Raw genomic sequence first — 15,570 nt, 5'->3', positions numbered from 1 at the left:
CCCCGCCACGGCCCACCCGCCGCGCCCCGGCACCCAGCAGCACGCGGCGCTGCCGTTCGTCCAGGTTCGGAGCAACCGCGGCGAGCACGCCCGCCAACCCAGCCGCGAACGCATCTCCGAACCCCGCCGACTCCGCGATTTCCGCCATAGCACAAGACTAGAGATCAGTCTCGGCAAAACAGACGTAATTTCTGCGCGAGTCCTAAGGAGCACCACACGTGAAAAAATCACGCTGTCCCGGTGGTATCGCGGCGGCTCTCGCCCTCGCGCTGGCCGCGGCCGCCTGCGGGGGGAGCAGCCCGGCCACCACCTCGTCCCCGGCCGCCGCGACGGTCCCGGAACTCAGGCCCGACCAGCAGGTTTCGATCGTTTTTGAAAGCTACAACCTGGCCCAGGCCGGACCGTGGACCGACACCTTCACAGACTTGATCAAAAGATTCCAGCTGGCTCACCCCACCATCAAGGTGACGGCCCAGAAGCCTGCGACCGCGACCGCGAGCGGTTACGGCTCGGCCGCGGCTGCCAGCGTGCAGCGCCAGATCGCGGCCGGCAACCCACCCGACGTCGGGCAGCTGGTCTTCGGTGACCTCTTCTACGCGGTGCGGGGGCTGGGAGCGACGCCGCTGGACACCGTGGTGGGCCATGACGCGGTGCAGGCGAACTTCGGCGGCACGCACCCGTTCGCAGCGGCCGCGCGCACCCTCGGCGATGTCGACGGCAAAACCTACGGCATCCCGTTCGTCTTCTCCACGCCGATCCTGTACTACAACGCCAGCCTGTTCACCCAGGCCGGCCTCGACCCGGCCAAGCCACCGAGCACCTGGGCCGAGGTCAAGGCAGCCGCCCTCGCCATCAGGAGCAGGACCGGCAAGGACGGCGCCTATATCGACTGCCTGACCAAGAAGGCCGGCGACTGGTGTTACCAGTCCCTGGTCGACTCCAACGGCGGATCAGTGATCTCCACCGACCGCACCAGGCTCACCTTTGCCGACCCTCCCGCGGTCGACGCCGTCACGATGGCGCAGGACCTCGTGCGGTCCGGCGCGACCCCGAAACTCTCCCAGGAGCAGGCGTACCCCGCGTTCGCACGCGGTGAGATCGGCATGATCCTGGAGAGCAGCGCGGCCGAGGCCACGTTCCGCAAGGGCGCCACCGGCGCGAGTCCGCCGTGGGATCTGCGGGCCGCACAGATGCCGAGCTTCGACGGCAGGACCGTGGAACCGACAAACTCGGGGGCGGCTCTGGTCATGTTCGCCAAGGACCCGGCCAAGCAGCGGGCCGCCTGGGAACTCATGAAGTTTCTGACCAGCGACGAGGGGTACGTCCAGCTCACCAGCAAGATCGGCTACCTGCCGCTTCGCACGAGCCTGCTGGACGACCCCGCCGGGCTGAAGGACTGGGCGGCACAGAACCCCCTGATCAAGCCGAACATCGACCAGCTCGCTCGGCTCCGGCCAGCGGTGGCGTTCCCGGGCGACAACTATGTCCAGATCAAGGACACGATGCTGGAGGCCGTCGAGAGCGTCGTCTACAGCGGGGCTGACGCGCGGTCCACGCTGACCGCGGCTCAGGACCGGGCGACAAAACTGCTACCGAAAGCGTGACACCCGGGCCGCGGGCCGCACACACGACGCGGATGGCCCGACTCATCGACCAGGTGTCGTCACGACAGGACCAACCGGCATGTTCGTGACACTCGCCGCTGTGGAGGCACCGGAGGTTCCCACCTCGCACCCGGCGGCCCGGCCATCGATCGCCCGCCGGGTGCGCCGTGCGCTGCCGCCCTTCCTCTACCTCACGCCAGGCCTGGGCTGCCTGGCGGTCTGGACCTACCGCCCGTTGGCCGAGGCCGCGCAGCTGTCGTTCTATTCGTGGAACCTCCTGCCGAGCAGGCCGAAAGTCCCGGTCGGGCTGGACAACTACGCCGATGTGCTCCAGCTACCGCAGCTGCGGTCCTCATTGTGGCTGACGGTGACAACAATCGTCTGCCTGCTGCCGTTCTCAGTCGTCCTGCCCACCATCGTCGCCCTGCTCACCCAACAGGTCCGCGGCCGCGCCAACGCGGTCTATCGTGCGCTCGTCTTCGCACCGGTGCTGGTCGCGCCGGTGGCAAGTGCGGCCATCTGGGAATGGCTGCTGGACCCGCGGCATGGCGGGGTGGACCGCCTGCTGGGCAGCCCGGTCAACTGGCTGCACGAACGCGGCCCCGCCCAGCTTGCCGTCATCGTCATCACCGGCTGGCACCTGCTCGGTTTCGCGGTCCTCGTTGTCGCGGCCGGGCTCGCCGGCATCAACGACGACTACTCGGCGGCCGCCCAGCTCGACGGCGCGACGCGGCGCCAGATCACCTATTGGATCACGTTGCCGCTGCTGTCGCCGACCCTGGTGCTGCTGGCCCTCATGACCGTGCTGCTGTCCGGCCAGCTGACCTTCCCGCTGATCGACACGCTCACCCAGGGCGGCCCCGGCGACGCGACGACCAACGTCTACTACCTGCTCTGGGAATACGGTTTCAAGAGCTTCGACGCGGGCCTCGCCGCCGCCGCCGGCCTGGTGTTCTTCCTGGGTTTCGGGATGGTCGCCGGCTGCCTCGTGTGGTTGTTCGAAAAGCTGAGCTTCCACGACAACTGATCGTCTCCAGCGGCCGCCGGAACCACCGGGTCCCGATCAGAGCACCGGCGATTACAACATCTACGAGGAGTAACCGATGGCTGTCTCCACGCCGGCCGCGACGGCAGCCGCGGCCGACATGCCCGGCGAGCGCCGTGGTGAGGGCCGCCGTCCCGGCGAGGCCGACGGCCCGGTCGGCGGCGGATCGCCGCTGGGATCGTTCGTCGGCCATGCCGTGCTCACGCTCCTGAGCCTCGCGTGCGTCCTGCCGATCGGCTGGATGTACGCGACGTCGCTGCGGCGCCCCAGCGACGTCTACGCCACCTCGCCGCTGCCCTGGCCGCTGTCGGTCGGTAACTACCGGCACGCGGCGGAGGTGATCCCAATCGGGTCGATGCTGTTCAACACGTTCGCCGTGGCGGCGCTGACCGCGCTGGGGCAGCTCCTGACCGGTCTGCTCGCGGCGTACGCGTTCGCGGCCTGGCGCTTTCCCGGGCAGCGGCTCCTCTATCTGCTGTTCGTCGGGACGTGGCTGGTGCCGTTCCAGGTGACGATGGTGCCCAACTACACGCTGTTGTTGCGGCTGGGCCTGCTGAACACGCTCGCCGGAGTTGTCATCCCGACGCTGTGCACGGCGCTGAGCGTCCTGTTGCTGCGCCAGCACATGGAGAGCTTCCCCAAGGAACTGCTTGAGGCGGCCCGCATGGACGGGCGGTCCTCCTGGTCGACGCTGTGGACGGTCGTCGTGCCCAATCTGCGGCCCGCGCTGGCGGCGCTCGGCATCGTCCTGTTCATCAACGCGTGGAACGAGTACTTCTGGCCCGCGATGGTTCTCCAACGGGCGAACTCCATGATCCAGCTTGGGCTCCGCGGCTTTCTCGGGGGGACCGAGGGCAACGACTGGGGCGGTCTCATGGCCGCCTCAGGGCTCGCCTGCCTGCCGATCTTCGCTCTCTACGTGCTGCTCCAGCGGCACATCGTCAACGCATTCATCCACTCCGGCCTGAAATGACCTCGTCACAGGCCAAGGGTCACAGGTCAAGGGTCAACCAGGGCGAACGGGCACGCGACACGCAGACCATCATCGTCCGGCCGGCCACGCGCTCGCTCCGCGACAGCACCGAGTCCCGGTGGTCGACGTCACCGGCCAGTACGCCCGTCTCGCAGCTGCCGCAGGTGCCCTCACCGCACGACCAGGGCACCTCAACACCCGCCGCGCTCAGGACATCCAGCAGGGATTCGTGTGCCCGCACCCGCACGGCCCGCCCGGTGCGTTCGAGGAACACGTCGAACTCCTGGTCATGGGTGGGGGTGTCCACCATCGGACGAGGCTGGAAGCGCTCCACGTGCAGCCTGCCGGGCGGTCGATCACGCCATTCCCGCTCGACCGCGGTGAGCAGGGCCTCGGGCCCGCAGCAGTAGAGCACAGTGTCAGAGCCCAGCCGTTGGAGGATCTCGGCGAGCGGCAGCGGCCCGCGCTCGTCCTCGGGCCGGACGTCGACCCGGCCGCCGTAGGGCGCGAGCTCGTCCAGGAAGGCCATGCGCTCGCGGCGACGTCCGCCGTAGCACAACGTCCAGTCCGCGCCCTGCGCGGCGACTGTCCGGATCATCGGCAGCAACGGTGTGATCCCGATCCCGCCAGCGATGAACAGGTACCGGTGTGCCCCGGCAAGCGGGAAGTTGTTGCGCGGCTCCCCCACCGCCACCAGGGATCCGGCCCGGACGTGCTCATGCAGGTGGCGCGAACCGCCGCGGCTCGGCTCCGCCCGCAGCACGGCGATCCGCCAGTGCGCGCGGTCGGCTGGATCTCCACACAGCGAGTACTGCCGTACCATCCCCGGAGCGACAAAAAGATCAACATGTGCTCCGGGCGTCCACGGCGGCAGGTCCGCGCCAGCAGGGTCGGCGAGGATGAACGACATCACGTCGGTGCTCTGGGCCGTCGCCTCGACCACCCGCAACCGTGACCACCGCGCCCGGGGTACGGGCACGATCGGTGCTGTCAGCTCTTCCTCGGCGGGTGTGTGCACAGCGCCTCCCTTATCCACCGGCGACCAGATCGCCGACCAGCGAGGTGTCGTGACGCGCCGCGACGAAGACCGGATGCGCGAGCACCTGAGCGAGGAAGGAAGCGGTGGTGGCGACCCCAGGACCCGCGATGCGGAGCTCATCGAGCGCGCACCGCATCCGCACGATCGCCGAGTCACGGTCCGGCGCCCAGACGATCAGCTTGGCCAACAACGAGTCGTAGACCGACGGGATCCGGTAGCCGGGGAAGACATGGCTGTCAACCCGGACGAACGGACCAGCGGGCAGCTGGCACTCCGCCAGGACACCGGGTGTCGGCGCGAAACCACGGCCGGGGTCCTCGGCGTTGATCCGGCATTCGATGGCGACGCCCCGGGGGCTCACCGCGTCCTGGCTGATGGCCAGCTTCTCCCCGGCCGCGACCCGGAACTGCTCGGCGACCAGGTCGATCCCGGTGACCATCTCGGTGACCGGATGCTCCACCTGGAGCCGGCAGTTGACCTCCATGAAGTAGTACGCGCCGCTGGCGTCGACGAGGAACTCGAAGGTTCCGGCGCCGACGTAGCCAGCGGAGAGCGCACCATCCACCGCGGCCCGGCCCATGCGCTCGACCAGGCCGTCCGGTAGCCGCGGAGCGGGTGTCTCCTCGATGAGCTTCTGGTGCCGGCGCTGGACGGAGCAGTCCCGCGCGCCCAGGTACACGGCGTTGCCGTGCTGGTCGCAGAGCACCTGGATCTCGACATGCCGGGCGGAGGACAGATAGCGCTCGACGTAGACCCGGCCGTCGCCGAAGATCGCCTGAGCGCCGGCGCGGGTCTCGGTGTAGGCACGCAGGAACTCGTCGGGCTCGTGGACGATGCGCATCCCCCGCCCGCCACCACCCGCGGCCGCTTTGATGATGACCGGATAGCCGATCTCGTCGGCGAACGCCTGAGCTTCCGGGGCGTGCTCGAGCGCGCGGCGGCTGCCGGGCAGCAACGGCAGGCCCGCGTCGACCATCATCGACCGGGCGACGGCCTTGTCGCCGAGGCGTTCCATCACCGCTGCCGGCGGCCCGATGAAGGTGATCCCCTCGGCCTGGCACACCTCGGCGAAATCCGGGTTCTCGGACAGGAAGCCGTACCCCGGGTGGATGGCGTCCGCGCGGGTCAGCCGGGCCGCCTCGATGATCGCCGGGATGTTCAGGTAGCTCCTGCGGGCCGGGCCCGGCCCGATGTGAACCGCCCGGTCGGCCATGCGCACCACCGCGGAGTCCCGATCCTCGGTCGAGTAGACGGCGACGGTACCGAGCCCGAACTCCCGGCAGGCCCGCATGACACGCAGCGCTATCTCGCCGCGGTTGGCAATCAGGACTGTCGTGAACATCAGGTGGTCACACGGTCCGCCAGAGCGATCGAGAACAACCGCTGCCCGAACTCAACCGCGGCCGCGTCCGGCTGGATCACCTCGACGATCCGCCCCGGCTGGTCCGCCTCGACCGGGATCATCAGCTTCATCACCTCGATGATCGCGACCTGCTGGCCCGCGGTCACTGTGTCGCCCTCGCCGACGAACGGCTTGGCCCCGGGCTCGGCGGCGCGGTAGAACGTCCCGACGGTCGGCGCGGTGATGTGGACGAGGTTCTCGCCGGGCGTCCCCTCGGCCGTGTCGTGCGGCTGCCCGGGCACCGCTTCCGGAACCGGCCCGGCCGCCGTCACGACAGGGACCCGCTGGACCGGCACGGACGCCGCCTGCGGCCGCTCACCATCGATGGCGCCGATCCCCGATTCAGGCTCGGGCCAGTACAGCTCGACCGCCACGTCCCCGGCGGTGACCCGGACCCGGCTGGGCAGCCGGTCGGTCTCGGCGCACAGGGCGACGGCGTTACGACGTACGGCGTCCAGCAGCGAGTCGACGGTCTCCCCCGCTGAGCGGAGGTAGGAAGCCGACGACGTTCCATTGATCGTGGTTGTGCTCATCAGACATGTCCTTACTCTCCGGGTCGCGTGCTCTCCTCGTGACGACCACCGTGGGGATGTGCCGGGCCCGCGCCGAAACAGCGGAACCGGGCACGGCGCCGGGCCACCAGATCCGCCTGGCCCACCGACAGCAGCAGTCGCAGCGTGTCGGTCAGCGCATGGCGGATCGCGGTCGCGGCGTGCAGCGGGTCGGCGTCCGCGCCGCCTTCGGGTTCGGGTATCACACCGTCGATAACGCCGAGTGACAGCAGCTGGCGTGCATCGACCCGCAGCGCGGCCGCCGCCTGGGGCGCGGCCGCGGGATCGTTCCACAGGATCGCCGCGCACCCCTCCGGGCTGATCACCGAGTACACGGTGTTGGCGCACATCAGCACCTGGTCGGACACGGCGAGCGCGAGCGCGCCCCCACTACCGCCCTCACCGGTGACCACGCTGACCACCGGTACCGGCAGACCGCCCAGCAGCTTCAGGTTCTCGGCGACGGCAACCGCCTGCCCCTGTTCCTCCGCCTCGATGCCGGGGTAGGCCCCGGCGGTGTCGATGAAGGTGACGACCGGTAGGCCGATCTTCGCGGCCAGCCGCATGATCCGAGCCGACTTGCGGTAGCCCGCCGGGGTCGGCATCCCGAACCTGTGCTCCGCCAGCTCCGCGACGGTGTGCCCCTTCTGGGTCCCGATCACCGCCACCGGGATGTCCGCCAACCGGCCGAGGCCCGCGACGATCGCCGGGCAGTCGGACGACCGGCGGTCGCCGTGGAGCTCGTTGAAGTCATCGATCATGAATGAGATGTAGTCAAGGGTCGTGGGCCGCCCGAGCCGCCGGGCCATCCGCACGACCTCCCAGGGATGGCGGACCGGCAGCGCCGCCGCCTCCCGGATGAGCGAGCCGCCCGCGGCGGGCACCGCATCGGGATCAGGACCGCCTGGTTCGCATCCGTTCTCCGTATGACCCGCGGATCCGTGTCCGTCCGTCGCCGGCTCGGGAGCCGGTCCAGCCGGTTCGCCCGGCTGGGAACCGCCCGGAGCCGCGATCGAGAGCAACCGCGCGATCGCCGCCCGCAGCGCGCTACGCGGCCTGATCATGTCAACGATGCCGTGGGCAAGCAGGAACTCCGCGGTCTGGAACCCGGCCGGCAGGGTCTGCTTGATGGTCTGCTCGATGACCCGCGGCCCCGCGAAGCCGAGCCGCGCCGCCGGTTCCGCGATGATGATGTCGCACAGCGTCGCGAAGGATGCGGCCACCCCACCGAAGGTCGGATCGGTGATCAGGGACAGGGTGAGGATGCCCGCCTCGTCCAGTTCGCCGAGCATGTTGCTGGTCTTGGCCATCTGCATGAGCGAGATGACGCCTTCCTGCATGCGCGCGCCCCCGGAGGCGGTCACGATCAGAAGCGGGATGCGTTCGCGCAACGCCAGTTCACCCGCCCGGGTGATGGCCTCCCCCACGACCGAGCCGAGGCTGCCGCCCATGAAGCGGAAGTCCATGGCCGCGACGATCACCGGATGCCCGTCGATCCGACCCCGGGCACACCGCACCGCCTCGTCCAGCCCGGTCCGGGCTCGGGTCTCCCGCAGCCGGTCCTGGTACGGCTTGGAGTCGATAAAGCCGAGCGGATCGGCGTCAAACACGGGCATGGCCAGCTGTTCGATCGAATCCGGGTCGAGCAGCTGGCTGAGTCGCTCGCTCGCGGTCAGCGGCGCGTGCCAGCCGCAGTCGGCGCAGACCCGGTGCGCCTGCACGAACCTCTTGCCGTACAGCATGGCCCGACAGCCCCCACACAGGAACCATCGACCGGGTTCGCTGTCGCGGCTGGCCGGCGTTGCGTGCCCGGTCACCGGTACGCGCCGCGGTGCGGATTCGTTCGCCGCGGTCTGGTCCGCCGCGGCACGCGGGGGCGGGCTCCCGTTGACCAGGGTCATGACCGTCCGCCCGCGGTCACGAGCGGCACCGGTCGGTAGGTCGAGCAGGCCGCCGGGAGTTTCACCCCGGCGAAGCGGAGCTGGGCGGCCCGGCCGGCGAATGCCGCGCCCGTCATGAGGTTCGCGGCGACGTCCACCACGCTTCTGTTCTCCACCGCCTCCAGATGAGTGCCGCGGACCCAGGTGTTGAACGCGCCCGTGGCCGGTCCACACCAGATCTGGTAGTCGGTGACCCGCTCGGGATCCGCCCCGATGCACCAGAACGACGACAGCCCGAGATACCACCGGAAGATCAGTGCCATCTTCCGTTTCGGGTTCCCGTCAGCCCGGCGGATCTGCTCAGGGTCGCGTTCCTCGAAGTACTCGACGGTGTCGCGCCACACGTCCGCGAACGGCCGGCGCAGCACCTTGTCCTGGACCCAGGCCCGCTCCCCGGGAGGAAGATCGTCAATCCCCCCGTAAGCCTGGTACAGCTCGAACAGCCGCTTCGCCTTGGACGCGAACATCGTGCCGCGCCGCAGGACCTGCACCTCGACACCCATCTCAAACATGTCCGACGACGGCGCCATCGCACAGTCGGTGCCCTCAGCCGCGCCGAGCAGCCGCTTCGCGCCGACGGACTGCCCGGACTCCACGCACGGCTGGTTGACCGAACCGGTCACCACATAGGCCGCGCCCATCGCGAACGCGGCGAACACGCTCGACGGGGTGCCGAGCCCGCCGGCGGCGCCGACCCGGACCGGCCGGCGGTAGCCGCGCTCACGCACGACCCGATCCCGCAACGAAATGATCTCTGGCAGGAGCACGGCCAACGGCCGGCGGTCGGTGTGACCGCCGGAGTCCGCCTCCACGGTGATGTCGTCGGCCATCGGCACGAAACGGGCGAGCTCGGCCTGTTCGACGCTGACCAGGCCGGCGCTGACGAGCGGCCGCACCAGCGTGTCCGGGGCGGGCGCCAGGAAAAGCTCCGCGACCTCGGTACGGGAGAGCTTGGCGACGACCCGGTGGGCGCTCCGGACCCCGCCAGCGGGATCCCGGCTCAGACCAGCGAGCCGGTACCGCACGATCTGCGGGGTGAGCTCGAGGAAGGCCGAGGCCTCCACACAGGTCACCCCGTGTCGCAACGACAGCTCGACGATTGCCCGTTCCAGCTCCAGCTCGTTCGGGCTGTGGATCAGGTTGCAGGCGAACGGCAGCCCCGGCGCGGCCCGCCGGATCGCCGCCAGCGCCGCATCGATCTTGTCTGGTACCACGCCAGCGGCCCCGAACGACGCGAGGAACCCTGCCTTCGCCATCGCGACGACAAGACGCTCCGAGGCGATGCCGTTGGCCATCGCGCCGGCCATGTACGGGTAACGGACGCCGTGGTCACGGAGGAAGTCCGCTGCCCCCAGGCGGTGCGCGGGCATGGCCGGCGCCGCGGCGAGAACACGTCCGCCGGACCGCCGCGCCGCGGTCTCGTCGTTGGTGGCGCCGATCCCGCCGCCGTGTTCCAGCACGAAACACGGCTGGTCCAGCGCGGCGAGAACCGCGTAGACCTCCTCGGCGGTCCGTCCAACCGCGGCCGGGGCGGCCAGGACCGGCCCCGGTGGATAGCTGGTCACCATGGTGCCGCTCCCATTCCGTGCAGCTCGACCGCGATGTCGGTCAGCGCGTAGATACGCATGCCGGGCTTCCACACGCTGGCGTCGCCGACGACCCGGACCCGCTCGACGCCGCGGCGGACCTCCTTGAGGTGAACCTCGAGGGTCATCTCGCCGTCCGTGGGCAGGATCTGGCCGCGGTAGCGCCAGCCCATCGACAGATCCGTCGGCAGGACGAACCGGGGCTCGACCAGACCGGCGGCAAGCCCGCTGTCGACCAGCCACTCCTGCATCGCCTGGATGACCGCCTCGACGCCGAGCGAACCAGGCATCACCGGGTCGAGCCAGAAGTGCAGCGCGAAGAACCAGTCGGACGGGTCGACCGGCCGTACCGCGCGCAGGTAGCCCTTACCGAAACGACCACCGCCGTCGACGACCTGGACGCTGTCAAGCATGGCGAGATGCCCCCGCGAGGACAGCGGGGCACCAGCGTCGCGCCGGCCCGCCACGTCGATCGTGCGGACCGCGCCCGGCGCTACCTCGGCGGTCTCCAGCCAGGTCGGCACGCAGGCACCGGAGTCCAGCCCGTTCTGGTTCGCCAGGGCCGTGGCGTTGAAAAAACCGAACAGGGATTCCCCCCGGTAGAACGGCTCGCCGTCCACGGACAGCTCGTAGGAGAAGTTCTGCAGGACCGCACCGACCATGACGGTGGTGGACAGCAGTGTCGAGACCTGGCGGATCGTGCGGCCCCGCAGGTCCACCTGGCGCAGCAGGGCCGCTTCGCCGTCGAGGTTGCGCAGGCTGTAGTCCTCGTCCGGGCCGGTCAGAGTGGCACCCAGGTAGTAGCCCAGGAACAACGCGGACTGCAGCGATGTCTCCATATGGACGATGTTGGGCATCGTCGGGCTCGCGTACTCCTGGTAGTACCAGGCGTCCGCGGGTGCGTCGTACTCGGTCCACGCGGTGGCGCCGCCGGACAGCTCACCGCGCTGGCCGTCCACGATCATCACTCGATCGACCAGCGACAGCCCGCCGCCCGGCAGCCGGGTTGCCCGCCGGCCGAGGTAGGGGGCGAACTCCGGGCCGAGCGCCACGTCCAGGTAGCCGTGAGCGCTGTTGGCCATGTGCATCTCGTTGATCACTGCCGCCTCGCCGACGGAGTTGACCCGGCCGAGAAAACCCGGCGCCGCACCGCCGCGCAGTGGCGCCACCAACGTCCCCGGCTTCTCCCGGAGCTGGAGGTACAGGCCGCTAACCCGGGCGAGGACTCCCCCCGCGCCACGGATCTCGGCGTCGAGGCGGATGCGGGGGCGGGGCGCGAGACCAGCCACGGTGACATCGGCCACCAGCTCGCAGCCGGCGTCCCATCCCCCGGCGAACACGTCCACCGCCCAGTGAGCCACCTCTAAGTCAAGATCAATATTGCTGTCGGGCAGACAGACGTCGAAGCGGGCATCGGGCAGGCACAGCTGGAGGCCGAGGTACAACGCGAGCGTCTGCGCCGCCTGCCAGGCCGCCTCCAGCACCGTGACGGCGCTGACGGCGCTGGAGCCGCTGACGGCGTCGCCAGCGGCCAGCCGGCCGCGCGCGCGCAACCGGCCGAGGTTACGCGCGCCGCCCGTCCGAGCTATCTCGGTCACCTCGTCGAGCAACAGGAATCCGGCCGGGGGAAGCCGGAGCGAGGTGTTGCAGCCGCGCTGTTCGTAGCTGCTCCCGAACACGCCGGGGACATCGCCGCCCGACAGCCTGGCGAGCTCCGCCGGGCCGAGGGCCGTCCGTGGGGTGTACGCGAGCGGCTTGAAGGCGAGGATGGTCGGCACCGGATCCGATACGGCCGTGCCGAGCGGCGCACCGACCGGCACGGCCGCACGCGGGCCGGCGACACCGTCGGGCACCGACAGCACCGGCCGCGGACCGGCATGGCAGCGGACGACGAACCCGGCGGTCCCGTCGGGCGCCGGGGAGCCTGCCACCACCGCGAACCGCAGCGGCTCGTCCACCCGGGGAAGCTCGCCTTCGAAGACGACCGTGGCGTGCCGGATCTCCCAACCGGCCGCGGACGCCGTGCCACCCGCCGCCGCGAGGGAGGCGGAGCGCAGCACCGCGTCCCAGGCTGCCCGGACCAGTGTCGCGGGCGACACCCACCCGTCCAGGTCGTAGCCAAGACCGGCGGCGGACGCCACGGCCACCTCGTACGCGGCCTCACCGCGAGCGTCAACAGGGCCGCCGAGCGCGGGAACGCCCGGGGCGCTCAGGGCCGTCTGGAGGCCCGGGGCCGCCGGGGCGCCCCGGCCGGCCGCAACCGCCGGCGCAAGGGTGCCGGCCGGCTCCGGATGGGGCAGCGGGCCGGCATCCCGGCGGGACAGAGCCGTGCCCCGGAAACCCATCCTGGCGAGCGCGAGTTCCTGGAACGCCGCCTGCGTCCGCATCGCGCCGGCATGCGCCTTTATGATCTCCTCCCGAAAACCGCGCACCAGCTCCGCGGCCGGGTCAGCCCTGGACGCCGGAGCGGGCTCGGGGAACACCAGCGGGGCCGCGGGCCCAGCCGGTCCGGCGTCCACGGCTGCTGGCTGGGCCGGCGGCACGCCCGTACTGGCATCGGCCGTGGGCACCGGTGCGGCGGCATCGGCCGGCCACAGCAGGACGCCGAACGGATCACCGTCGAACTGCAGCAGCTCGCCGCTTTCGTCAAGGCTCGCGGTCATCGGGTCGTCTCCGTTCGATCGGGGTCGACGCGATCAGGGCCGACATCCCTGGGTGCGCTGACAGATCTCGTCATGGCCGCGCCCGCGCGTCCCGGCGCCGGGCGCCCTCCCGGATCTTCTCGGCCATGTCGGGCGTGCTGATCAGCGAAACGTCGAGGAACCGCTGGAGCACAGAGCCATCGGGCGCGTGGACGGCGACGTCCACGGTCACCCCCATGGCCGTGGAGCGCAGGTTGTCGACCACCGCCACGAACGTGGCGTTGCCCGGCAGCGGCGCGAAGAACTGGACCCGCCCGATACCCAGCGGCAGGCAACCGGCCTGTAGATAGGCGCGGCCCAGCACGTACGCCGCCTGGACGACGACATCCCCGAGCGCCGGGCTGTGCAGGCTGCCGGCGAAGGCACCAGCGGCCAGCGGGGTGTCCGGCAGCCGGCACTCCACCACCAGCCGGGTCCGGTCCTGGTGCAGCAGCCGCCGGATACCCTGCAGCAGGACTCCGTGGAACAGGGTCCCGTCGGCGTAGCCGGCCAGGCCGTTCTCAGGCCCGTGGCCGAGCGGGTAGCCCGGCCACGGGACATCGGTCGGTGCCCGCTCGGGCGCGGGAGCGAGCACGAACACCCCGCCGTAGTGGGACGCCGGGAACGCGCCACCGGTGTCCGAGCGGATCGCGGCCCGGATGACCAGCCGCCCGTCGACCACGCTGCCCGCGTCGGCTTCCAGCCGGTAGCCGCGCTCGTGCGAGCCGTCGAAGACGATCCCCTTGTGAACCTCGAAGTCACGCGCCTCGACGACCCGCAGGTCCCGGTTGGCCCGCTCGAGGCCATTGATCAGCCAGCCGAGCCCGGCCGTGGCGGGCAGCACCGGGTGGGCGCCGATCTGGTGGGCGTCCACCACCGGGTCCAGGTCGAAGCCGGTCAGCTCCCGATGACTGACGAAGGCCGGGGTGTCGATCGGTCCCGTAGCCGCCGCCAGCGGGACGGGATGACCGACCAGGACGCATTCGTCGCCCGCGCGGGCCGCGCTGAACTGCTCGACGAACATCCGCGCCCCATCCACGGGCGCCAGCAGGGGCACACCCCGGGCGCGGAACATCTCCCGGAGCTCGGGGGTGACCATCCCACCGTCCCAGGCTCCCCAGTTGATCGCGACGGCCGCGCTGGACGGCCGGCTGCGCCGCCAGCTGGCCGTGACCTTGTTCAACGCTTCGTTCGCCGCCGCGTAGTCGCCCTGACCAGGGTTTCCGGCGATCCCGGCGATCGAGGTGAAGACGACGAGCTGGCGCAGAGGAGCCTGCGGGACGGCGGCCAGGACGTTGTACAAACCGATGATCTTTGGTGCGAGGACTCCTCGCACGTCCGCCGCGCTTTTGTCCACGAGCATCGCGTCGGCGAGCGCACCGGCACCGTGCACGATGCCGGTGATCCGGGCCTCATGCTCGGCGAGAGCCGCCCGCGTGGCCGTGGCGTCAGCGACATCAACGCTGAGGTAGGTCGCCCGTGCCCCGGCCGCGGTCACGTCGGCGAGGGTCGCCCGGATCTCACGCTGGGCGAGCAGATCGTGCAGGGCACGGCTGACCTCGCGCGGAGTCGGCGAACCGCCGTCCGAGCGCAACCGCTCGATCAGCTTCGGCTTCAGCGCGCTGTCGGGCACCCCAGCGGCCCAGTCGGGTTCGTCGGTGAGCTCGGTACGGCCGAGCAGGAGAAAGGCCAGCGGGCACACCTGCGCCAACGCCCGCACGCACAGAGCCGTCACACCACGCGCACCGCCGGTGACAACCAGGGTGTCCTCGGTGCCGACGCTGAGGCCAGTGAGGTCAACCGGGACTAGATCAAGGTCTTCGTACCGCACCGTCCACCGCCGCCGTTCGGCATCGACGCCGACCTCGGCGACGTCACGGGCGGCGTCGTCCAGCTCCCGCAGCACGACCTCCGCCACCGCGTCGTCAGCGAGCGCCGGGCTCAGGTCGAGCGCCCGGCAGAACAGCGCCGGCATCTCCCGGGCAAGGGTCTTCACCAGCCCGGTGGCCCCGCCCAGCACCGCGGTCGGCGTGGCACACTCCCCGCTGTGGCCGAGGATGCCGTCAAGCCGGCTCACGGTCACAAAGCTGGCCCGCGTTCCCGTGTCAGCGGTCTCCCGCAGGGCGCCGGCAATCCGCCCGGCGGCCCGTACCGTGTCAGCGAGCCGACGGGCCGCGTCGTCCCACCGCTCAGGCTGGCCGAGCAGCGTCAGGCACAGATCGATCCGGGGCGATTCGGCCAGGACCTCGGCAAACTGCCTGTCGAGGTCCTGGCCATCCCAGTCCAGGAGTGCGTCCCCGGCGGAAGTCGCCGGGCTCCCCAGCGCCCGGTGACGGACATCCCAGCCACGGCGCTCGAGCTCGCGGACGATCGGGACGGCGATCTCGTCACCGTGATCAAAAACTATGGCAACCGGCGCGGCCGCATACGCTCCCTCGAGCCGGTCGATCGCGGGCAGCCGCCACGTCTGCGCCGTCAGCCGGCGGGCGTCGCCCGGAGCCGGAGCAGCGGGCGAAACCACGGGCGAAGCAGCGGGCAGCGCCCGCTGACCGGCAGGGGCAGGGGCAGCGGCCGGTCCCAGACCCGTCAGCAGGAAATCAGCAACATCCGACAGCGACCGCAACTCAGCCGCCTTCTCCGGACCCACCGCGGGCACCCCCGGGAACCGCTGCTGCAACGACCCCAGAATCTGCACCCGCTTAATCGAATCAATCCCCAGATCCGCCTCAAGATCCATCGACAGATCCAG

General features: G+C 70.7%; 10 protein-coding genes. 3 read left to right on the top strand and 7 right to left on the bottom strand.

All coding sequences use genetic code 11. The annotated features are described in order from the left end of the window. Nucleotides 1-218: 218 nt before the first annotated feature. The 3 genes from MJ797_RS11715 to MJ797_RS11705 all read left to right on the top strand — a co-directional run bounded on the left by MJ797_RS11715 (nucleotide 219) and on the right by MJ797_RS11705 (nucleotide 3,622). Nucleotides 219-1,604, top strand: a complete 1,386-nt coding sequence (locus MJ797_RS11715) for an ABC transporter substrate-binding protein (RefSeq protein WP_239334359.1) — start codon at nucleotides 219-221, stop codon at nucleotides 1,602-1,604. Nucleotides 1,605-1,683: 79 nt separating this feature from the next. Further along, nucleotides 1,684-2,631, top strand: coding sequence for a carbohydrate ABC transporter permease (locus MJ797_RS11710; protein WP_239334358.1), 948 nt, complete (start codon nucleotides 1,684-1,686; stop codon nucleotides 2,629-2,631). 76 nt (nucleotides 2,632-2,707) lie between these two features. Beyond that, entirely contained in the window at nucleotides 2,708-3,622 is a 915-nt protein-coding gene (locus MJ797_RS11705; protein ID WP_239334357.1) for a carbohydrate ABC transporter permease, read from the top strand. 19 nt (nucleotides 3,623-3,641) lie between these two features. Here the strand turns inward: MJ797_RS11705 and MJ797_RS11700 are convergent, their stop codons facing one another. The 7 genes from MJ797_RS11700 to MJ797_RS11670 all read right to left on the bottom strand — a co-directional run. After that, nucleotides 3,642-4,640 carry a PDR/VanB family oxidoreductase gene (locus MJ797_RS11700; protein ID WP_239334356.1) on the bottom strand — a complete coding sequence of 333 codons (999 nt, stop codon included), beginning with the start codon at nucleotides 4,638-4,640 and terminating at the stop codon, nucleotides 3,642-3,644. 10 nt (nucleotides 4,641-4,650) lie between these two features. Next, on the bottom strand, nucleotides 4,651-6,003 hold the full coding sequence (locus MJ797_RS11695) for an acetyl/propionyl/methylcrotonyl-CoA carboxylase subunit alpha (RefSeq protein ID WP_239334355.1): 1,353 nt from the start codon (nucleotides 6,001-6,003) through the stop codon (nucleotides 4,651-4,653). After that, nucleotides 6,003-6,596, bottom strand: a complete 594-nt coding sequence (locus MJ797_RS11690) for a biotin/lipoyl-containing protein (RefSeq protein ID WP_239334354.1) — start codon at nucleotides 6,594-6,596, stop codon at nucleotides 6,003-6,005. Before MJ797_RS11690 ends, MJ797_RS11695 begins: the two co-directional genes overlap by 1 nt. A gap of 11 nt (nucleotides 6,597-6,607) precedes the next feature. Next, nucleotides 6,608-8,515 (bottom strand): acetyl-CoA carboxylase, carboxyltransferase subunit beta, encoded by a 1,908-nt coding sequence (accD, locus tag MJ797_RS11685; protein ID WP_239334353.1) that lies wholly within the window; start codon nucleotides 8,513-8,515, stop codon nucleotides 6,608-6,610. Continuing rightward, complete coding sequence (locus tag MJ797_RS11680) at nucleotides 8,512-10,122, bottom strand: PfaD family polyunsaturated fatty acid/polyketide biosynthesis protein (RefSeq protein ID WP_239334352.1); 1,611 nt, start codon at nucleotides 10,120-10,122, stop codon at nucleotides 8,512-8,514. The genes accD and MJ797_RS11680 overlap by 4 nt, the downstream gene beginning before the upstream one ends. Next, on the bottom strand, nucleotides 10,116-12,803 hold the full coding sequence (locus tag MJ797_RS11675) for a beta-ketoacyl synthase (protein WP_239334351.1): 2,688 nt from the start codon (nucleotides 12,801-12,803) through the stop codon (nucleotides 10,116-10,118). The genes MJ797_RS11680 and MJ797_RS11675 overlap by 7 nt, the downstream gene beginning before the upstream one ends. 70 nt (nucleotides 12,804-12,873) lie before the next feature. Further along, nucleotides 12,874-15,570, bottom strand: a 2,697-nt coding sequence (locus MJ797_RS11670; protein ID WP_239334350.1) for an SDR family NAD(P)-dependent oxidoreductase, incomplete at its 5' end; no start/stop codon positions are given.

Origin of the sequence: Protofrankia sp. CiP3, from assembly GCF_917627345.1 — a bacterium.
Taxonomy (GTDB): domain Bacteria; phylum Actinomycetota; class Actinomycetes; order Frankiales; family Frankiaceae; genus Protofrankia.
The sequence above is the reverse complement of the archived record's forward strand: the minus strand, read 5'-3'. Positions and strand labels throughout refer to the sequence as shown.

Bases quoted from the DNA above. Each gene is read 5' to 3' on its own strand.
- accD (WP_239334353.1), bottom strand. From the start codon at position 8,515: ATGACCCTGGTCAACGGGAGCCCGCCCCCGCGTGCCGCGGCGGACCAG.
- MJ797_RS11710 (WP_239334358.1), top strand. From the start codon at position 1,684: ATGTTCGTGACACTCGCCGCTGTGGAGGCACCGGAGGTTCCCACCTCG.
- MJ797_RS11690 (WP_239334354.1), bottom strand. From the start codon at position 6,596: ATGAGCACAACCACGATCAATGGAACGTCGTCGGCTTCCTACCTCCGC.
- MJ797_RS11695 (WP_239334355.1), bottom strand. From the start codon at position 6,003: ATGTTCACGACAGTCCTGATTGCCAACCGCGGCGAGATAGCGCTGCGT.
- MJ797_RS11680 (WP_239334352.1), bottom strand. From the start codon at position 10,122: ATGGTGACCAGCTATCCACCGGGGCCGGTCCTGGCCGCCCCGGCCGCG.
- MJ797_RS11675 (WP_239334351.1), bottom strand. From the start codon at position 12,803: ATGACCGCGAGCCTTGACGAAAGCGGCGAGCTGCTGCAGTTCGACGGT.
- MJ797_RS11705 (WP_239334357.1), top strand. From the start codon at position 2,708: ATGGCTGTCTCCACGCCGGCCGCGACGGCAGCCGCGGCCGACATGCCC.